This is a genomic window from Paenibacillus thalictri (assembly GCF_004307995.1).
Taxonomy (GTDB): domain Bacteria; phylum Bacillota; class Bacilli; order Paenibacillales; family NBRC-103111; genus Paenibacillus_AF; species Paenibacillus_AF thalictri.
This window is the reverse complement of record NZ_SIRE01000012.1, coordinates 51410-70637: the sequence shown is the minus strand read 5'-3', so window position 1 is coordinate 70637 and position 19228 is coordinate 51410. Positions and strand designations below refer to the sequence as shown.

Genomic DNA, 19228 nt, shown 5'->3' with positions numbered 1-19228 from the left:
TTGCGGCATATCGGGATATGCGAGCTACCTTGCCAACCATATAAAGGTGTCAGACCCCCAGGGTTTGTGGCTGGGGGTCTGTCTTATTTTATCAGGAATTTATGAAATGCGTCTCACTTCCAACAGTTCATCCTGCGGCAGAGCCAAGGCATGTTTGGACAGCGAGATTTTCAAATTGCGGAATTCCTCATTGTCGGCATCCGTCATTGTGCCTTCGCGGGATTTCTTCAAGTAGTCATAAAATACAGGCGGCAGGAAGTTTTCCTTCAGCGTCACTTCGATCGAACCCGCTGTTGCCGATGAGATGACATAAGCATACGATTGCGGGCGGTACGGGTCATGTTGCCCCTTCGGATAATTCACATCCACCGTGTATACCCCGCGGGTCAACGCCCGTGTCACGAATTCGAACGAGTCGCGGAATCCGGGGCCGGCATGGCCGGACATGATGGAAATATCTTTGCGCTGCGGCGCTTGGTCGCCGAACAGCTCTTTGAAAGCGGCCTGTTGAGCGCGGAAAGCGACGGCAACCGCCATCAATGCAAGACGGCCGTGAAATTTCTCGATATCGGCAAAGCTGATGTGCAGTTCATCTGGACCATCCATAATACGAATAACGGACATGTTAAAAAGCCTCCTAAATGTTCTATTGTATGTTTATGATCTGCTGCGTCCGGGCTTCCTTCTGAACATCCAGAAGCCGAGAGCAACTAGCAGCACGATGATAACGATCGGCACCGCGAAGGATGCGGATGCGGGTTTCTGCGCCGTCATCGGTTCCCCGGGGGCGGCTTGCACCGCGTGATTGGCAGCGGAATGGTCCGCATGCGCGGCACCTGGGCTGCCTGGGCTCGGCTGGGCTGCCGCTGGCGGTGCGGCTGATGGCGCGGCCGGCGATGCAGGCTGTGCCGCAGCGGCGTTATTGCCGGAAGCGGCCTGCTGCTGCCCCGACACAGCGCCGCTCGGCTGCCCCGCTGCCGCACCTGCGGGCTGCGCGAAGACGAGCAGCTGAATTTGCCGTACGCCATTTTGCTCCGGCCCAAGCCAGGACGCCTCGACCTTCTTCCCTTCCCAGACAGCGGCGTCGGCTGCGGCGTGCAGCACCTTCGGATGCGCGTTCAGCTCAAGTGATGTCCCGCCGATGCTCAGCACCGTCACCGTTGACGTTTTGCCGCTGCCGTCTTTAACTTCCTTCGTGGCGACTTTCTCCAGCGTTCCCGCCGGCCCGGCAATAAATCCCGCGGCATCGGCTAGCGATTTGCCGTTAACCGGGGAGGAAACCCATTTGCCCATCAGTTGAGCGAACGCTTCCCGTGTAATGGGACCTGCGGGAAGCTGAATGGACGCCTTCCCTTGAAAATAGGCCTGGTTGATATCTTCCGCTGTCGCGTCTCCGTCCAAGCTGGACAGCAGGCCTTTGGCGAGCGCCGCCTTGCGGATCGCCTGGGCATCGGTTTGCTCTCCGGCCGCGCCGGTGAACGATCCGGCCCAATAAGCCAGATCGCTGCGGCTGAGCACGTCTTTCGGCTTAAACAAAGCCGCCCCGTGCGTGTAAGGGATAACGCCCAATCCACTCAGCAGCACAATCGGGTCGCGCGCATCGGAATAAGCGATATCGTCATACAAGCTTTGTTCGTTGGCAATATGAGCCGAGACTACTGTAGGCAGCATCAGCAGAAGAGCCAGCAGCCAAGTCAAATATTTGTACATCTTGTTCTCTCCTTCACAACGGTTCTGATGTCCGGATGCGGTACCCGCACAGCGGACAAGCGGATGAATCTGCTCTGCACCTTATCTTAGGGCTCCGAACGGAGCAGCAGCGTACCTCCGGCCTGCTGCAGGGCGACCGGCTTGCCGGTCCCGACCGCAGCTTGCAGCTGCTCCCGCGGAAGCTGAAAGCCGCGCAGCTCCTGAATCAGCGTATCCGGCATCAGAAAGCCGTTAAAGAAGCCGGCTTCGAACTGCAGCTCGTACGTATGGTTTGCACCGCCGCTTAGTACCTGACCGATCAGAATGACATGGATGTCGTCATTTTTCTGATACACTACATAGACATGATCCGGGCGAAAAAAATACTCCAGCTCGCTTTGCTCGTTTAGCCAGCGCTCGTCCAGCTTCCCCGCCGCGTCGGGCGTTTCGCCGCTGGCGGCCGCCCACTCGCGCACCCGGGTCGCGGCCAGCTGCCCATCATGCTCAAGCTGCTTCAGCAGATGAGGCTCCACTTCGGACATCCAATCGATGTCCAAGTAGTTCGCCTGCTGCTCCAAGTCGACATCCCGGCTGGAGGCGAGAAACGTTTGGCGGGCATTGAGGTTGCGCCCGATCATCGACAGCAGCCGTTTGTGCCCCTCCAGCGTTTCCTGCGTCGCCGACAGCCGCCAATACTCTTTGTACAGCGTATCCAGCTGCTGCATGTAAGCCGACACGTTGCGCTCGACCAGCCGCTGAGCGGAAAGCAGATCGAGCGGCTCCTGCGCCCGCAGCATCAGACTCAGCCAAGAGTCCAGCCCCATATCGTTGTAGAACCGCAGCTTCTCTGCGGCTGCGCCGCGGTTTGCGGCAAACTGCCGCTCCAGCTCGGCCGCTTGCGGGGCAAGCGCTTCGATATCGTTTTTGGTGCGCTGCATTTCTTCTTTGAGCTTGGCGGTCGTCTGCTCGTCATGAACGGTGACCAGGAAATCGGCAAACGCCCCTGTCAAATGCGCATACACAGCGGTGGAGCCGGAGAGCAACAGGAACAGTCCGGCGGCAATCATTTTTTTACGCATCGTTCATCAGCTTTCCGGTTGAAAAATAACTGGCTGCCACGCCGATGCAGGTACCTGCGGCGAGCAGTCCCAGCAGCAGCGCATACATCGCCCCGGGAGATACGTGGATCAGACCGGGCAGCAGCTGTGCCACCCGCTGCAGCACCGCAACGTACAGCCCATAAATCGCAAGCAGCGCGAACAAGCTGCCAAACAGACCGATGATCCCGCCTTCAAGCAGAAATTGGCTGCGCACATGCCATGGTTTGGCGCCGAGCAGCAGCTTCACCCGGATTTCTTTCTGCCGCTGCGAAAGCGCCAGCGTGATCGCCAGAAACACCGTCAGAAAAGCAATGGCCGCGAAAAACAAAAACAACAGCAGACCGTAACGGTTGACAGCATCCGACCAGCGGAGCAGCGTTTCGGCAAACTGCTGAGGAAATAACACGTCGCTGATACCCTTCATGCCGCGCAGTTGATCGGCCACATAAGCGGCGTCGGTGCCCGGCTTCAGCTTCAGCCGAATCGCGTCCGGCATATCGCTGTCCTTGAAGCTGTCCAGCAAATACGCCTTACCTTGGAAAAACAGGCTCAACTGCTGGAGCTGCTGCTCTTTCGTTTCAATCACGGCGCTTTCCACAAAGCCGTTCTGCCGCAGCACACCGGCAATGGCCGCGCTATCGGCTTGAGGCTGCACATAGACCTTCATGCTGACCTGCGATTGCAAATATAACATGATATCGCCCGTTCCGGCGCGAACCAGCAGCAGCACGCCGGCCATCGTCATCGCTGCAAAAATCAGCGCGGCTGCGGCAAAGGCGGCTCCCCGGTTGCGCCGGATCCCTTCGCGCGCATCCCGCCATAAGTAGTTAAACGGCTGCAAGCTCTTCAATCCTTCCTTGCCGCATCATCAGCGTCCGCGCCGCCGCCGATTTCACCAACTGCTCCGAATGCGTGACGACCAGCATGGCCATGCCTTCTTCCTGCTGCAGCTCGCGCAGCAGCGCCAGCACTTCAAGCGCTGTCTCGGGGTCGAGATTGCCGGTCGGCTCGTCGGCCAGCAGTACCCGCGGCCGATTCAGCAGCGCTCGGGCAATGGCCACCCGCTGCTGCTCTCCGCCGGACAACTCGTGAGGATACAGCTGCAGCTTGCCGCCCAGTCCAATCCGCTCTAACAGCCTGCGGGCCTCCGGTTCGATATCGTCAGGGCTGCGTCCGACAACCTCTCCGGCCAGCGCCACATTTTCGTACACCGTTTTCTGTTCCAACAGCTCGAAGGATTGAAAAATAACGCCCATTTTCCGGCGCAGTTCATACCGGGGGAGCTGATCCAGCGGAATGCCATCGATTTCAATCTGCCCTTCATAGTCCCCGATGTCCCGGTACAGCAGCTTAAGCAGCGTGCTTTTGCCCGAGCCGGATCTTCCTTGCAGGAAAGCAAATTCGCCTGCCCGCAAGTGAAGATCCAAGTTCGTAAGCACTGCGGCGGAACCGTAACGTTTGGTCAGACCGCGGATGCGGATCACAAATCGCCCTCAGCCAGCCAAGGCAGGAAGCCGTCCAGGAACAGCTCGGTAGCCGGCATAAAATAAGAGCCGTAATGGAAATCGGGATCTAGCGTAGTCATAATCAACGTTCCGCCTGTGCTGACTTTATCGATATAGAACACAGATCCGCCTTCTTCCAGCGAAATCAGCGTTTCCGAGCCTTCCGGCGGCCAGAACACACCATGCTGGTGCCATGTGGCGTCAGCCATCGTCAAATACTTAAACATGTTATGATCCGGATTATGCTGTACAAGACCACTTTTGGCGTCCTTTTCCAGCCACCACCAGAAGTTGGTCGGGCGGAACTCCCACTTCTGTCCGGGGAACCATTCGGTCGATTGCGGGCCGAACGCCACGACAATCCCGCCGCGATCGGCGAATTCGCGGATTTTGTCCTTTGCTTGCAGCATCAGGCCCTGATGCAACTGGGACGGCAGCAGCAGCACATCGTATGCATCAAGCGACGCTTCCGCAAACTCGGGGAAATAAATCAGGTCCTCGATATATTGCTGGTATTTAGGCTCATTGAAGGTGCGGTGATGCTGTACGCAGCCGCCATAAACTACTCCAATTTTTCTCATGCTTGCAAAGCCTCCCTTGTTTGTTGAAGTCTTTGATGTTCCTCACGGATCCACGCCACCAACTGATGGCCGATCTTCCATGAAGTTTGCGCGGGGTTGCCGTAGCCGAACAAGTCGTTGCCGGAATGCACAAATATCGTCCCTTTGGTGCTTTGACGGTCGATGTATACGACAGGTTCGCCTCCGGGCAAGGAAAGCAGAATTTCCGCCCCGGCAGGAGCAGGATGATGGCCGCGCGCGAAGAAACCGGCCACGCCTTTGTTAAACGTCAAATCTTCGGTGCGTACGCCTTCAAAAATCGGATGCGCCGTCACGACCGAAACTTCATAGTCGTGATGGGTGCGGATCGTCCTCGGAAGAAAATTCGACGCACCCGGAATCCACTCGCGGAACAGATGGCCGCTGAAGGAAAGCACCTTGCCTTCGTTCAGAAAGTTGCGGATAATGTCGCGGTGTTTGTACATAAACTCCTGATCGATCAGATTGGGTACGGTAATGGCGATATACGGGCTCAAATCGACATTAGGCAAATCGTAGCTGTCAATAAAGGTAAAGACGTCTTTGTACCGGGGATCATTCTTGCGGGCTTCCACGAAATTGCTCCCGGAGCTTAGCGATAAAATTGGGGTCATGGCGGGAATTTGCTCCTCTCTGCCTTCGGGCAGCTGTATGTTAAAAGCGGTTCAGCTCAAGCAGCGAGCCGATTAAACTTTGCGTAAACGGGTGCTGCGGCTCATCGATCACTTGCTCGGTAGGGCCCGATTCTACAATAACGCCTTGATCGAGCACGATCATGCGGTTGCAGAATCCGCGGGTCAGCGCAATGTCATGCGTGATAAACAAATAAGCGATATTATGGCGCTGTCTTAAGCGGTTCATGAGCTCCAGCAGCTCCAGACGCAGCGAAGGATCCAACATGGAGGTCGGTTCGTCGGCGATAATGAGCTGCGGCTGGCAGATGAACGCGCGGGCCAGACCGACCCGCTGCCGTTCGCCGCCGGATAATTCGTGCGGGTGGCGGTTCATATAGCGGTCGGGCTGAAGCGAAACTTCGGATAACGCTTGGCGCACCATTTCGCGCCGGGCAGCGGGGTTGCCTGCCTGCACACGCTGAATGACAAGCGGTTCGGCGACCAGTTGTTCAATCGTCATCCAAGGCGACAGCGATTCGTACGGATCTTGAAAAATCATCTGGATTGGCCGCATCGCCTCATTACGCTGCTTGCCTCGGAGCTTCCAAATGTCGGTTCCCCTGAACAGCATGGCCCCGCTGTCGGGGCGCTCCAGCCCGGCGATGATGCGGCCGACAGTGCTTTTGCCGGCGCCGCTGGCGCCAACCAAGCCAACCGTCTCGTTTTCCTCGACGGTAAACTCGATGCCGCGCAGCACCTCGGACCGCCGGGAACGTCCGCCCGGCACCGCGTAGGTTTTGTGCAGGCCTTCGATGCGAAGCAGGGATTGCGCCTGACCGCTTCGCAGCGGTTCGGCCGCCGCCGCTGCTTCGTGAGAAGCGCCGGCGGCGGAATCAGGTTGATTTTGCCGTGAATTAGGAGCCGACATGTACGATCCCTCCCGTTCTGGAAGTTGGGTCAGCAGCGTCTTGCGCTGCAGCGCGTCTTCTGAGGCGCGGTATCGCTGCGAGCAGACGCTGCGTGTACGGATGCTCAGGAGACTGGGCAATCACGGAAGCCTTGCCGCGATCGACGATTTCGCCTCGGTTCATAATGAGGATGCGGTCCGCCAAACGCAGAACGACAGGAAGATCGTGAGAAATAAAAATCATGGATAAGCCCAGTTTTTTCTGCAAATCGTCCAGCAGGGTAATGATTTCGGTCTGTACCAGCACATCCAGCCCGGTTGTCGGTTCGTCGGCAATGACCAGCTCCGGCTCATTGACCAGCGCCATGGCGATAACGACCCGCTGGCGCATGCCTCCGCTCAGTTCGTGCGGGTAAGCGGAGCCCCATTTGGGGTCCAGGCCGACCTGTACGAGCAGTTCGTTGATGCGCCGCTGCAAAGCGGCCTTATCCAGCGAACGGTGAGCAAGAATGGCTTCGGCCATCTGGCGGCGAATATTCAGCACCGGATTGAGCGCATTCATGGCCGCTTGGGGAATCAAGGCGATCCGGCTGCCCCGCAGCTTCTGCAGCTGCGTCGGACTTAGGCTGGACAGCTCTTCTCCGGCGAACCGGATGGAACCTTCGATTTGCGCCGGCGGCTTCAGCAGCTGCATCACCGCAGAGCCGATGGTCGTTTTACCGCTTCCCGATTCTCCGACGATACCTACAATTTCGCCTTTGCGAACGGAGAAGCTGACGGCATTTAACGCTTGAACGATACCGCCGTCTTTCGGATAAGCGACGGTTAACCGCTCTACCTCCAGCACATGCTCTGAATCCGGTTTGAAGGCGCTTGCTGCGGCGGCCGCTTGTTTCTTGAGACGGGAGAGCATTGCACTGCCGAACGAATAAACGCGCAGGCGCGGGCTGAAGCGTTCTTCCAGCACATAACCGACAAAGGAGAAGCCAAGCACCGTGATGACGATGCAGAGTCCGGGCGGGAGTACCCACCACAGCCAAGCGTCGGTTTGGAACGCGCTGCGGGCGTTGGCATAAAACAGCATGCTTCCCCAGCTTTTGGCGAGCGGATCGCCGAGCCCAAGGAAGCTTAATGACGATTCCATCATAATTGCTGAGTTGATCGCCCTCACGAATTGCGGGATCAGCAACGGCATGACGGCCGGGAAAATATGGCGGCGCAAAATATACAAATGGCCGCCGCCCATCGTTCTAGCTGCCAGTACCGGTCCTCTGCTGCGCACGGACAAAATCTGAGCGCGCAGTTCCCGGGCTTTACCCGCCCACATTGCCAGCGTAATAACCAGAATCTGGGTGTATAAGCTGGGTCCGATGTATACGCCGATGACAATCATCAGCGGCAAATACGGCAAGGTCATTGTGACATCCACGACCCTCATCAGCAGTGCGTCGCACCAGCCGGACCAGTATCCGGCGAGCAACCCGACAACCGCCCCGATTAACGTAGCGAGCAGCGCAGAGGTGATGCCGATGGTAAGCGAAATGCGGGCTCCCGACACAAGCTCGGCGAGAATGTCCTGCCCTACGTCGTTGGTGCCGAGCAAATGCTTCTGGCTCGGCGGCTCGAGCGGGCCGCCGGATTTCACCGCAGCGTCGTAAGGGACGATCAGCGGCCCCAATATGGCAAGCATGAAAATGAGGGCCAGCAGCAATATGCCGGCCAGCCCCATTTTATGGGTAAAGAGCTTTCTCATACCGACCCCTCCATATGTTTAGCTCCGCGGGCTCTTGGGTCAACCAATGGATACGTCAGATCCGCAAGCAGATTGGCTGCAATGACCCCAACCGTGATGAACAGAAATACACCCTGCATCGTTGGGAAATCCCTTGCGACGACGCTCTCATACAGCAGACGGCCGATGCCCGGATACGAAAATACCGTTTCTACCACAACCGCGCCGCTTACGAGAACGCCCAGGCTGATCGTAATATGCGTGTAGACGGGAAGCAGTGCATTGCGCAGCGCGTGACGGTAGATCAGCCCTCTTTTGGTAATTCCTTTGGCCTCTGCCATAAATATGTAATCTTGGCCGAGTGTATCGAGCATGGACGAGCGGGTCAGCAAAAAATAAGAACCGATGGTAGCCAGCGTAATGGTCGATACCGGCAGAATCATCCGCTTCACGATTTCCAGCACATACTGGCCTGTGGTTCCGTGGACAAGCGGTACGGCGCCATATGACGGCAGCCAGCCGAGCTGTACGGCAAACACCGTAATAAACATCATGCCGATCCAGAATCCGGGCAGCGATTGCAAGGTCAACATCAAAGACAACAGCCCGATATCCCGGCGTTTTCCCCGATTCCACGCGGAATAAGCGCCGAACACAACACCAAGCAGCATACTTATCAGCAGCGCCGGGGTGACGAGCAGGAATGTCCATCCCATCCGCTCCTTCAGTACCTGGGTGACCGGTTTGCCGAACTTGGTCGAGCTGCCGAGATCAAGCCGGAAAGCGCCGGACATAAAATCGCCGTACTGGTGCAGCACCGACTTATCCAATCCCAGCTCCTTCTCGAGCCGGGCCCGCTGCTCCGGCGACAAGAGATTGATTTCCTGGCCGGCAAAGTAGTTCATTGCATTCCCTGGCGCAAGCCGGGGGAGGGCGAAGTTAATCGACAGCGCCACGAGCAGAACAAGCGTATATTGGACGAATTTGCGTCCGAACCAACGGAAGAGCGCGCTTTGCGCCGCTCTTCCCGATCTTGTTCTTGTTGTGTTGTTCGTCATCTTACCTGCTCCGTTCCATCCTATAAATTCATGGAGTTTACAGCGATATTATGCGATTCATCATAACTCCCGGCTTTATTTGGCCAGGCCGGCCGCTTTCCTTGCGCTTGCAGGTAAAAACGACAATTTCTCCACGATGCCAAAGCCAGGGGATTCCAGCCAGTTATCGTATTTATCCGAACGGAAGGCATAGTTTTCTTTTGGATAGTACATGACGATACTGGTTGGCTGCTTATTGAACAGCGTCTGCATTTCGAAGGAAATCTGCTTCCGTTTCTCTACACTTGGCTCTTTCATCCATTTATCAGTCAGAGCGTCCATTTCAGGATACGGCAATCCCTTCGTCCACAGGTAACCGGAACGATGCGACATGACGAACTGGTCAGGGTCGGCTACGCCATGAGGCACGATGTTGTTCATGTACATATCGAATTTGCGCGATTGCAGCAAGGTGCTGATTGTTGCCGAATCAAGCACTTCCACCGTTACCTTGATGCCGGCTTGAGCGAATTGGTCTTTCAGCAATTCAGCTGTACGGATCCAGGTTGGTTCTGTCGTCGGAGCTTTCAGATTGAGCTCCAGCGGCTGTCCGTTGGCATCTTCCCTTACGCTGTCGCCGTTTTTGTCCGTGTAGCCCAGCTTGTCGAGAAGCTCTTTCGCTTTAGCCAGATCAAACGGAGTGCTCAGGTTCGGGTTCGTCCACGGGGAATCCGGGTGCGGGTAGCCTTGCAGGCCCGGTTTCGCTTGACCCAGCATGACCGTATCGTTAATCGACTTGCGGTCAACCGCGTAGGACAACGCTTGTCTGAATTCCGGCTGATTAAACGGCGCTTTCTCATAGTTGACGCGAAGCTCAACCAGCGTCATGTCCGACGTATTGACGACTTTCATGTTCGGCAGCTTCTTGAACGTCTCCAGCAGCTCTGGAGGCAATCCTTTGCCTGCTGCGTCGACTTCACCGGAACGAAGCGCGTTAAACATCGCTGCCGGATCTTTAATAATCGGCATGACCAGCGAATCTACGAGCGGCTTGCCTTGGAAATAGTTCGGATTGGCTTCAAAACGGTAGTATTGATCGGCTTTGTATTCCACCAGCTTATACGGGCCTGTGCCAATCGGCAGATCGGTGAATTTCCGCGGGTTCTCGACTTTCTCCCAGATATGCTTCGGCAGAATCGGCAGATCCGCCATCGTAATGGAAGCCAGTGTCGGACAAGCGTATGCGCATGTAAACTTCACTGTCGAAGCATCCTCGGCTGTGATCGTTTTGATGCTCGGGACTTCGCTGACGTGGTGGGTGTACCGGTTGGACGGACCGTCACGGTAATAATCAAACGTGAATTTGACGTCGTCGGCGGTAAACGGCTTGCCGTCCTGCCAAGCGATACCTTGACGCAGCTTCACAACCCAGTTCAGATCGTCCAGTTGTTTGGCCGATTCAGCCAACCACGGCTGCGGGTCTTTGACAAAAGGGGATGGAGCAAACAGTTTATCGTATACGAGCTCCAGCAAGCCTTCATTGCCGGAGTTCAGGTACAGATTAAGCGGACCTACATCGGCCGGAACGGCGATTTTCAGTTGATCGGCATGCGGCTCTTTGCTCGCAGCGGTGGTTGTGCCTGCGGCTGCGCTGTCTTTTGGGGCGGCGGCTTCCGGTTTGGCACTGCTGCAGCCTGCCGTAACTACGGCCAATGCCAGCAAGCTGGCGGCGATCATTCGTTTGGACTTACCATAAAACAATGGGGACCCCTCCTATGTATCTTTGATTTGACTCTCGGCTCATTTGCAACAGCAAAATCATAATATAGATGATAATGAATATCAATATCAGTTGAAGTGGTAAAAAATCGATATCTCCTTTACTTCCGTGTATTTGAATCGCGTTATTTAATTTTCTAATACATCAATTAATAAATTGAATGGAAAGCTTTTCACACAAAAACAACGCTCTTCGGCTGAGGAGCGCTGTTCCTTTTTGGAGAATGAGAGTTTATAAGCCTACGCTTCAATGGAGTCAACTTTTACTTTGGCTGCAAAATATCGTTCCACCACGTTGAAGAACGATTGTTCGACAGGGCTCAACCGCACGTTTTTGCGAAAAACAAATCCGTTCTGCCGCCTCATATGGATACCCGAGACAGACCTGACCGCCAATTCTCCGCGCACATTTTCTCCCGCTACGGCCAAGTGGGGCAGGAAAGCCAGTCCCAAGTGGGATTTAACCGCTTGCTTAATCATATCGAAATTGCTCATTTGCAAATACCGGACCTTCGACTGATGCCGGCCCAGCTCGGTCATAATGAATTGCTGGAGGTAGTCGCTTCTCGGCAGCAGGATCGTTTCGTTGCGCAGATCGCGGGAATAGATCGTTTTACGGCCGGCCAAAGGATGGTCTATGGGGACAATGAACTGAAATTCATCTTCAAATAAAACAGCCGATTCAAACTGCGTCTGAATGTATTTATCCTCAGGGTAGATAGGCATCAACGCCATATTCGTTCTTCCGTCCAGCAAAGAATCCTTCAGATCCTGATAACAGTATGTATGTATTTCCATATGCTGTTTTGGTATTTCGTGCTGGAAATGATCGAGGATTTCCGGAAAGAACACCTCTGCGATATAGTTGCTGACATAAAGCGCAAGCACATCCTGCCGGTCCTCTTCCTTCATTTTGACCGACGCTTCCTCAAGCAAGTGTACGATCTGCTTAGCATAACTTAAAAATGTTTCGCCTTGCTTGGTTAGCTTTACCGTTTTGCCGGACCGGTGAAACAGTTTGGTCTGGAATTGCTCTTCCAACTGATGAATATGATTGGTGATGGTCGGCTGTGAGCAGTAGAGACGTTTGGCTGTCTCTATAAAAGAACTGCAATCGGCAAGAACGAGGAACGTTTCGAGTTTATCCAATGTTTTCATGGACGTGCACCCCGATATAGAAGCAATTATTGATAAAGATTATCATTATCATATAGTCGCGCGGCAGGCAATGTCAATGGAACGAACTAACTGTTATCCCAATTTTAGAGTGTATTTTGCGATTTAATTGACGTTGATTCTCATTTTCAATATATTGAAAGAAGATATGATAAGGAAGGTGATATTCATGCTGATTCAAACTAGAACTGTTGTTGTACAAAACGGCTATGCCGACCAAGTGGTGGAGCGCTTTACGAAAGAAAGTCCGATGGATGCGATGGAAGGCCTGATCGATAAAACCGTCATGGTGAATCGAAAGAAACAGGAACACGACGAAGTTGTTATCATGATTCGCTGGGAATCGGTGGATGCCTGGAAGAACTGGGAGAAAAGCGATGTCCATATCCAAGGGCACCGTCAAAATCACGGCAAGCCCAAACCGGAATACGTCATCAGTACGACGGTGAACATGTATGAGGTGAAGGCGATTAAAGCAGGCTCCGGAAAGACCCCTGTGAGCCCACAGTAAGCAGCATATTGAAACGGCCGGCATCAGACGCGTGCATCACTCGCGATTCTGCATGAAGTGCCGGAGGCAAGCGGCAAATATAGAAATCCCCTGGCGGTAGGTTCATTCATGCCAGGGGATTTTTGATTTTGTCGCTTTGTTACTTTTGGGCGGGAGCGACAACTACCTTCAGAGCTCCGCCGATCGGCGGCAGGCTGCGGGTCAACATGCCGTTGTAGAATCCGATCACCTTGCCTCCTTGGACGAGGGCGCTTTTTTCGACGGCTTGCCCGTCTTGATCGACGATTGACGTTTCGCCGGTAATACGCAGAACAATTTCGCTTTGCGACGATTCGTTTAATCCGGTGCCTTTAATCCGCAAACTGACGGTTCCGTCGTCGCCGGTACGGACTTCTTCCACTTCTCCGGCTGTACCGAACACGTCGCCTTGGCGTTTGTTGTCCGACACCGTAATTTGGTACGTCGGGGTTTGCGGCGGCAGACTCAGCGTGGCGGCTAGGGAATGCTCGGCCGTTACGCTCATGCCAAGCTGAAGCTCGGAAAGGCTGAGCTTTGTGCCGTCAACTGCTTGAATCAGCGTATCCTTGCCTATCGTCAGCACGATGCCGTCCATGCCGGCGCCGCGAATTTGCACAGCCGAAGAGGTATCCGACTGACGGATCGCGGTAATGACGCCCGAAGTCTTCGCGCTTTTGCGTTGTTCGCCGGAAGTGATAACAACGGCGTTGCCTTCCGTATTGACCGTGCCGTGCAATATTTTACTGACAAAGGAAGCCGGTACGTAAAGTTTGTTTTGAATCAGCTCCGGCGCTTTCCCGAGGGGGGTCAGCATTTTGTTGACCGCGTAGCTGTCTTCTCCCGTCTTGACGGTAGTCATCACACGATCTTTGGCGAGGTCGCCGGACAATGTGTCTTGATTCCAAACAAGCGTATATCCCAGCGTTTCAGAGACAGCCCGCAAAGGCAGCATCGGTTCGGCAGGGTTGTCCGTTTGAAAGCCTGTATCGGCGAGCGTTTCTCCGCCAATTTGAATGCTGACAGGCGCTGCGGAAGCAGGCGCCGTTGCAGATATGGCATGCGCTTGTTCCGGAGCAGCATAAGCGGCTCCTGTTGTCATAAGCGCGGATAAGGCAGCGGCGGCCAAGCTTTTTTTCATGGTGTTGTTCATAGGATGGGATTCCTTTCAGTTATGTGATTTGATCTTTTCATAACCTCAGACGGAGCCCGCATGATTTATGTTGCAATAGGTTGTGATTGTGAGGGACTTTCATGATTTTGAAGCGACAAAAGTAACCGTTGTGCCTTGCCCCGGTATGCTGCGCATCTGCAGTCCTTTACCGTATATTTGCTTGAGGCGCCGGTCCGTGTTGAGCAGACCGATGCCCGATTTCCTGTCGGAGCGGCCGTCTAACAGACGCTGCAGTGTAGCTTGATCCATCCCTACGCCGTCATCGATGACGGCAATTTCCGCATATTCATAATGATCGGCAATTCGGATCGTAATGGTTCCGCCGCGGTAACGGCTCAGAACACCGTGTTTCACCGCATTTTCGACAAGGGGCTGGATGGACAAGGGCGGGATTTGAAGTTCAATGTCTTCGTCCACTTCCCAAACGATTTGCAGCCGTTCGCCAAATCGTTCCTTCTCGATATATAAATAGGAGCGGATGAGGTCTAACTCATGCTTCAGCGTGACTACCCGCGCGGAGTTTTGAAAATCGAAGCTGCCGTGCAAGTAATTGCCAAACACATCAAGCAATGTCCGCATACGCGCCGTATCCACTTCGCTGAGCGCAGCCACGGAGTTCAATGTATTAAATAAAAAATGGGGCTGTATTTGCGCCTGAAGCCATGCAGCTTCCATGCGCAGCCGTTCGCGGACCGACCTTTTCAGATCGGTTAGCGCCCGCACCCGCGATTTCAGCTCCCGTGCTTCCACCGGTTTGGTCACATAATCGTTGGCGCCCGAGAGAAAGCCGGCGTCAATATCTTCAGGCCGGCTGCGAGCGGTCAGAAGCAGAATGGGCAGCTCCGACATGGAGAATCGGCTGCGTATGGAACGGGACAATTCATAACCCGACATATAAGGCATCATGACGTCGGTGACGAGCAAATCCCATTCTTTCGTATCCAGCAGCGCCAAAGCCTCTTTACCACTGGATGCCGTGACAAGATCAAAGTGCTCCGGAGATAAGATGTTGACCAGCACGCTTAAATTTACAGGATCATCATCTACAACCAGAACATTCGGCCGATCGGCCGATGCGGTAACCTCCGAGGCTGCCGCACTCAAATCCGGGTACATGGAGACGGACGGTTTATCTTGATTGATAAATAAAGGGGGGACTCTCATGGTTTCCTCCACCTTGACGGTTGAGTCGGCGAGCGGCAGCGTGAAAGTGAACACCGAGCCGTATCCCGGCTTGGAGCTGGCCGTAAGCTGGCCGCCATGCAATTCGACCAGCTGCTTGCAGATGCTGAGCCCTAAGCCGAAGCCTCCGCCGATCGCAGTGTTTCCCAAGTCGCCTTGCTCATAAGGCATAAATATTTTTTGCAGCGTTTCATCATCCATGCCGACTCCGGAGTCTGAGATGGTAATATGCGCCGTGCCGTTTATGGCGCGGGCTCCGACCACGATGCGGCCCTCGTTGGTAAATTTGATCGCATTGTGAAGCAGATTAAACATGATCTGAATCAGCCGGTTCTCGTCGGCTTTTACATCGGGAAACGTATCCGGAATGCCGTTGCTCAGCATAATCGGCTTATTTTCCGTCATGAAACGAATCATGTCCAGCACCCCGGAAACGACGGTTTGCAATGGAACGGGCTTTAACTGCAGATGAATCCGGCTGTCTTTCAGCCTTGTGAAATCAAGCAGGTCATTTAACATAAACGACATGCGCCGCCCGACCGTAATCAGAAGTTCCAGGTTTTTGACATTTTTATCGCCAAGCGTCTTCTTGCCGCTCTCCAGAACCGCTTGGGCGATATTAATCATGCCATGAAGCGGATTGCGCAGTTCATGGGAGGTATTGGCCAAAAAGTCGTCTTTGACATGATCGGCCATTTGCAGTTTTTTGGCGAGCAGCTTCGTTTGAGCGGATGCCCGAAAATATTGCTTGGACCAGAACGAGCCAAGCGCCAGGAAGCTGATCAGCATATCGACCGGATAATAGCCAAGCTCGAACCAGACGGTATTTTTCACTATCCCCCATAGGGCGTTGACCGTCAGGCTGGTGGCGCAGAGCAGCAGGAAAATGGCGTCGGGAGTACCCTTCAGCGCCGTCTTGAAGATGATGAAAGGTACGGCGATAAAAGGGAACAGAAAAATAAGGATGAAAAAGTAACCTGTAATCATCGTATAGGGCGCGGTTGGCAGCGGCGTACATAACGCAAACAAGATACACAGGGCAAAGAAGGGGCGAAAGGCGGTCATTTTCATGCCTTCCGGCAGCAAATATCTGAAAAACTGCAGCATAAATACGCCTGCACCGGTATAAGCCAAGGAGGGGATTTTCAGGCTCCAGTCGTAGTTGACCGGCACCCAGGCAAACAGCATTTTCTCATCGTCGGCTAATAGGGCAAGCGATGTGCACGTAAGCGTGAGGGCGAAGTAAATGAGCGCTTTCTGGCGTGTTCCGATCAGATAAAGAATGCAGGCATATACCGCATGCATGAGCAGAACCGTACAGACGACCAATTGCGTGCCCATGGACAGCCGGTGTTCGCGGCTGAGCGCCTGCCCGGTTCCGAATTTGATGGCATTGCTGATGCCTCCGCTGCTTTGGTTACCGAAATTTGCTACATGAATCACAATATCAATGGCGTCGCCGCTTGTTGTAAACGTGCCGATATAAGGAACATTATTGGGGGTGTATATCTCGGGCCGATCGGCAGGATGACCCGAATGCGCGAGCGGGCTGCCGTTGACAAATACTTCGGAGGAGGCGAGAGCTCCCATCATTTGCAGGCTAAACTCCTGATTGCCGCGGGGATCGACCAAAACGTGCAGGCGATACGACCCGTATCCCAGCGGAGACTTGTTGTCCGGCGAGAACGCTTGCCGCCAATCTCCGGGAACCTGAACCCAACTTTTCGAAGTCGTATCGGATTGGGAACCGGCGGCATTTTGCCTCAGCAAGGTGTTTGGGTAAAATTCCCATTGGCCGCTCAGCGTAAGGGTGCGCCCGGCATCGAAGTTCCAGCCGCGCAGATCGATGACGCCTTGCACTGCGTACGGATGGCTTGCCGGCCCCAGCGTAAATATCCAGATCAGCCGGATGCTTGTTAACACGAGGAAAAACAGTCCTGTAACGATAATGATCTTTTTCTTAGACATCTGTCATTGCTTCGGCTCAGCAGCCGAAATCCTTTCTCTCTATAATTCGGAGCACAGTCCGTCATTATAGACATAAACCCGGTTTTTACCTTGTTTTTTGGCTTCATGCATAGCCACATCGGCGGATTGGAGCAGCAGCATGTGTTCGCTGCTTTGCAGTGTCCCGCTGCTGATTCCGATACTGGCTGTAATGTTGACTTCCTTATGATCGAGCAGGAAGGGCTGATTCACCTGTTGCAAAATGTCCTCCGCCAGCGACGCAGCTTGGTCCTGGCCGCATTGCAGGGAAACGATCAAAAACTCGTCCCCGCCTATACGAAATACGCGCTGGTTGGCCGAAACAAAGCTGTGCAGCCGGTTTCCCGCTTCTTGAACGAGGAGATCACCGATATGATGTCCCCAAGTATCGTTAATCATTTTAAATTGATCGAGATCGAAAAACAACATGCTGACGCTTTCTTTCCCGGTACATGTGTCCAGAAACCGGTTCAGCCCGTTGCGGTTAGGCAGTCCGGTCAGCTTATCGGTGTAAGCCAGCTTCTCCAACCCGCGGCGATCCCATAACAAAGCGATCCATGAGACCAGCAAAAAGACAAATGCGGCGGCTGTAATTCCGAACGGGGAGAGGGGAATTTCATCAATTACGGCATTGTTGTAGGGTGGGCTATCGTAACGACTATAGAAGCTGAACAACATCATAATAATGCATACTTCAATAAAAAGAGCGCTGGCTACGAGCAGAAAAAAACGCGGCCGCCCTTCAATGCGCGAACCTCTTGCCAGCGTGTATAAAGTGAAGCAGCTCGCTGCAATTGCTAGCATGCTTGAAATCGCAGCGGTATAATTGTAAAGCTCTGCACTCAGCATATCCCGTTAGCCCCTGTTCAACTGAATATTCAAGTTATATTGTAGCAGTTGCTTCTGAACAATTTCTGAACATCGGCGCAGCAGGAAATGGCCGAGACGGTATCGAATTAAGTGAGCAGGTATGCTTGATTTGCAGGGTGCGGAGGTCATAGAGGTAATGGAATCGATCAAAGTCATGCTGGTAGATGATGAACAACTTGCGTTGATTCAGCTCAGAAAAATGCTGCAGGAAATGACCGGTTTCGAAATCGTCGGCGCTTATCTGGATCCGGTAGAAGCGATTGAAATGGCGAGTGTGTTGCGGCCTGATGTGGTTTTTCTGGACATTCATTTGCCTGAGATTTTCGGGCTGAGGGCTGCCGAAATGCTGAATGATACTTGTCCCGATGTAGAAATCGTGTTTATTACGGCTTATGACGAACATGCCGTAGAAGCGTTCACTTTAAATGCGCTCGATTACGTATTAAAGCCCCTTCAGCGATCCCGCCTGGCCATCACGGTCGAGCGGTTAAAAATAAGCATTGAAAGCAAACGGAAGGACCGTAAAACATCGGACCCCGTTCGGATACATTGCCTGCAAACGCTGCAGATTGAATTTCCCGGGCAGCAGCCGGAAACGATGAAATGGCGCACTTCCAAAGCACAGGAGCTGTTTACCTTCATGTTTCACCATCGGGGGCAATTGGTCCGCAAGAGTGAGCTGTTTGAACTCCTTTGGTCCGATTTTGACGTGCCGAAAGCGATGACTCACCTGTATACGACGATTTACCAGGTACGGCAGGATTTGAAACGGATCGGAGTCAACATTGTCATTCGCAGCTTGAGCATTAAGGACGGGTACGTGCTGGATGCCGCCGGTATTTGTATAGATACCGTGGAGTGGGAGCGGGAGCTGCGGCGGCTGTCGCCGGTTTCCGATACGAACGTCGCCGAACATCAGCGAGTGATGGACATGTACCGGGGCGATTATTTGCAGGATGCCGGGTATTTATGGTCCGAGAACGAGCGGCAGCGTCTTCGCACGTTATGGTTGCAGCATGTGCAGCTGCTCGGAGATTACTATGTTCGACAGGGCCGTATGACGGAAGCGCTCGCCGTGTATCACCGTATGCAGATCCAATGCCCGTATTACGAAGAAAGTTATTTTTGCCTGATGAAGCTGTATGATGAATTGGAAGACCGCGTGGCGGTAGAAGAGCAGTATAAACGGTTGACGCTGGTTTTGAGCGAAGCGCTGGACACCGTTCCAAGCCCAAAAACGGAGGTGTGGTACGCGAAATGGAAAGGGCTGCGTCCACAGTTGGAATCCGGCACTTAAACAATACGTTCATAAGACACGAAGGCAGCTCCATGTTCACGGAGAGCTGTTTTTG

At 53.9% G+C, this 19228-nt stretch carries 17 protein-coding genes; 2 read left to right on the top strand and 15 right to left on the bottom strand.

The window, feature by feature from the left end; genetic code table 11:
* Window positions 1-99 precede the first annotated feature (99 nt).
* The 12 genes from EYB31_RS17635 to EYB31_RS17580 all read right to left on the bottom strand — a co-directional run bounded on the left by EYB31_RS17635 (window position 100) and on the right by EYB31_RS17580 (window position 12120).
* Window positions 100-624: a hypothetical protein gene (locus EYB31_RS17635; RefSeq protein WP_131014690.1), complete on the bottom strand. Its 525-nt coding sequence runs from the start codon at window positions 622-624 to the stop codon at window positions 100-102.
* Between the two features lie 33 nt (window positions 625-657).
* Window positions 658-1710: a hypothetical protein gene (locus EYB31_RS17630; RefSeq protein ID WP_131014689.1), complete on the bottom strand. Its 1053-nt coding sequence runs from the start codon at window positions 1708-1710 to the stop codon at window positions 658-660.
* An 86-nt stretch (window positions 1711-1796) separates the two neighbouring features.
* Window positions 1797-2768, bottom strand: coding sequence for a hypothetical protein (locus EYB31_RS17625; protein WP_131014688.1), 972 nt, complete (start codon window positions 2766-2768; stop codon window positions 1797-1799).
* Window positions 2761-3639 (bottom strand): cell division protein FtsX, encoded by an 879-nt coding sequence (locus tag EYB31_RS17620; RefSeq protein WP_240762540.1) that lies wholly within the window; start codon window positions 3637-3639, stop codon window positions 2761-2763. The genes EYB31_RS17625 and EYB31_RS17620 overlap by 8 nt, the downstream gene beginning before the upstream one ends.
* On the bottom strand, window positions 3617-4273 hold the full coding sequence (locus EYB31_RS17615) for a cell division ATP-binding protein FtsE (RefSeq protein ID WP_131014687.1): 657 nt from the start codon (window positions 4271-4273) through the stop codon (window positions 3617-3619). Before EYB31_RS17615 ends, EYB31_RS17620 begins: the two co-directional genes overlap by 23 nt.
* Complete coding sequence (locus EYB31_RS17610) at window positions 4270-4875, bottom strand: type 1 glutamine amidotransferase family protein (protein ID WP_131014686.1); 606 nt, start codon at window positions 4873-4875, stop codon at window positions 4270-4272. The genes EYB31_RS17615 and EYB31_RS17610 overlap by 4 nt, the downstream gene beginning before the upstream one ends.
* On the bottom strand, window positions 4872-5507 hold the full coding sequence (locus EYB31_RS17605) for a phosphate starvation-inducible protein PhoH (RefSeq protein WP_131014685.1): 636 nt from the start codon (window positions 5505-5507) through the stop codon (window positions 4872-4874). Before EYB31_RS17605 ends, EYB31_RS17610 begins: the two co-directional genes overlap by 4 nt.
* A 40-nt stretch (window positions 5508-5547) precedes the next feature.
* Window positions 5548-6435, bottom strand: a complete 888-nt coding sequence (locus tag EYB31_RS17600; RefSeq protein WP_131014684.1) for an ABC transporter ATP-binding protein — start codon at window positions 6433-6435, stop codon at window positions 5548-5550.
* On the bottom strand, window positions 6422-8167 hold the full coding sequence (locus tag EYB31_RS17595; protein WP_131014683.1) for a dipeptide/oligopeptide/nickel ABC transporter permease/ATP-binding protein: 1746 nt from the start codon (window positions 8165-8167) through the stop codon (window positions 6422-6424). Before EYB31_RS17595 ends, EYB31_RS17600 begins: the two co-directional genes overlap by 14 nt.
* Complete coding sequence (locus tag EYB31_RS17590; protein ID WP_131014682.1) at window positions 8164-9204, bottom strand: ABC transporter permease; 1041 nt, start codon at window positions 9202-9204, stop codon at window positions 8164-8166. The genes EYB31_RS17595 and EYB31_RS17590 overlap by 4 nt, the downstream gene beginning before the upstream one ends.
* Before the next feature lie 75 nt (window positions 9205-9279).
* A complete protein-coding gene (locus tag EYB31_RS17585; protein WP_240762538.1) occupies window positions 9280-10944 on the bottom strand; it encodes an ABC transporter substrate-binding protein in 1665 nt (554 codons plus the stop codon).
* 258 nt (window positions 10945-11202) lie between these two features.
* Window positions 11203-12120 carry a LysR family transcriptional regulator gene (locus tag EYB31_RS17580; RefSeq protein WP_131014681.1) on the bottom strand — a complete coding sequence of 306 codons (918 nt, stop codon included), beginning with the start codon at window positions 12118-12120 and terminating at the stop codon, window positions 11203-11205.
* Between the two features lie 187 nt (window positions 12121-12307).
* On the opposite strand from EYB31_RS17580, the gene EYB31_RS17575 reads away from it, so the two are divergent.
* A complete protein-coding gene (locus EYB31_RS17575; protein WP_131014680.1) occupies window positions 12308-12649 on the top strand; it encodes an antibiotic biosynthesis monooxygenase in 342 nt (113 codons plus the stop codon).
* A gap of 139 nt (window positions 12650-12788) precedes the next feature.
* Here the strand turns inward: EYB31_RS17575 and EYB31_RS17570 are convergent, their stop codons facing one another.
* From EYB31_RS17570 to EYB31_RS17560, 3 genes are all read right to left on the bottom strand, one after another.
* Window positions 12789-13817 (bottom strand): copper amine oxidase N-terminal domain-containing protein, encoded by a 1029-nt coding sequence (locus tag EYB31_RS17570; RefSeq protein ID WP_131014679.1) that lies wholly within the window; start codon window positions 13815-13817, stop codon window positions 12789-12791.
* A gap of 99 nt (window positions 13818-13916) precedes the next feature.
* Window positions 13917-16988, bottom strand: coding sequence for a hybrid sensor histidine kinase/response regulator (locus EYB31_RS17565; RefSeq protein WP_131014678.1), 3072 nt, complete (start codon window positions 16986-16988; stop codon window positions 13917-13919).
* 39 nt (window positions 16989-17027) lie between these two features.
* Window positions 17028-17855 carry a GGDEF domain-containing protein gene (locus EYB31_RS17560; RefSeq protein ID WP_131014677.1) on the bottom strand — a complete coding sequence of 276 codons (828 nt, stop codon included), beginning with the start codon at window positions 17853-17855 and terminating at the stop codon, window positions 17028-17030.
* Between the two features lie 157 nt (window positions 17856-18012).
* Between EYB31_RS17560 and EYB31_RS17555 the strand changes: the two genes are divergently transcribed.
* On the top strand, window positions 18013-19173 hold the full coding sequence (locus EYB31_RS17555; RefSeq protein ID WP_131014676.1) for a response regulator: 1161 nt from the start codon (window positions 18013-18015) through the stop codon (window positions 19171-19173).
* Window positions 19174-19228 lie beyond the last annotated feature (55 nt).

Coding starts and splice junctions, on each gene's coding strand:
- EYB31_RS17635 (WP_131014690.1), bottom strand. CDS start 624: ATGTCCGTTATTCGTATTATGGATGGTCCAGATGAACTGCACATCAGC.
- EYB31_RS17630 (WP_131014689.1), bottom strand. CDS start 1,710: ATGTACAAATATTTGACTTGGCTGCTGGCTCTTCTGCTGATGCTGCCT.
- EYB31_RS17625 (WP_131014688.1), bottom strand. CDS start 2,768: ATGCGTAAAAAAATGATTGCCGCCGGACTGTTCCTGTTGCTCTCCGGC.
- EYB31_RS17610 (WP_131014686.1), bottom strand. CDS start 4,875: ATGAGAAAAATTGGAGTAGTTTATGGCGGCTGCGTACAGCATCACCGC.
- EYB31_RS17605 (WP_131014685.1), bottom strand. CDS start 5,507: ATGACCCCAATTTTATCGCTAAGCTCCGGGAGCAATTTCGTGGAAGCC.
- EYB31_RS17600 (WP_131014684.1), bottom strand. CDS start 6,435: ATGTCGGCTCCTAATTCACGGCAAAATCAACCTGATTCCGCCGCCGGC.
- EYB31_RS17595 (WP_131014683.1), bottom strand. CDS start 8,167: ATGAGAAAGCTCTTTACCCATAAAATGGGGCTGGCCGGCATATTGCTG.
- EYB31_RS17590 (WP_131014682.1), bottom strand. CDS start 9,204: ATGACGAACAACACAACAAGAACAAGATCGGGAAGAGCGGCGCAAAGC.
- EYB31_RS17580 (WP_131014681.1), bottom strand. CDS start 12,120: ATGAAAACATTGGATAAACTCGAAACGTTCCTCGTTCTTGCCGATTGC.
- EYB31_RS17575 (WP_131014680.1), top strand. CDS start 12,308: ATGCTGATTCAAACTAGAACTGTTGTTGTACAAAACGGCTATGCCGAC.
- EYB31_RS17570 (WP_131014679.1), bottom strand. CDS start 13,817: ATGAACAACACCATGAAAAAAAGCTTGGCCGCCGCTGCCTTATCCGCG.
- EYB31_RS17565 (WP_131014678.1), bottom strand. CDS start 16,988: ATGTCTAAGAAAAAGATCATTATCGTTACAGGACTGTTTTTCCTCGTG.
- EYB31_RS17560 (WP_131014677.1), bottom strand. CDS start 17,855: ATGCTGAGTGCAGAGCTTTACAATTATACCGCTGCGATTTCAAGCATG.
- EYB31_RS17555 (WP_131014676.1), top strand. CDS start 18,013: ATGGAATCGATCAAAGTCATGCTGGTAGATGATGAACAACTTGCGTTG.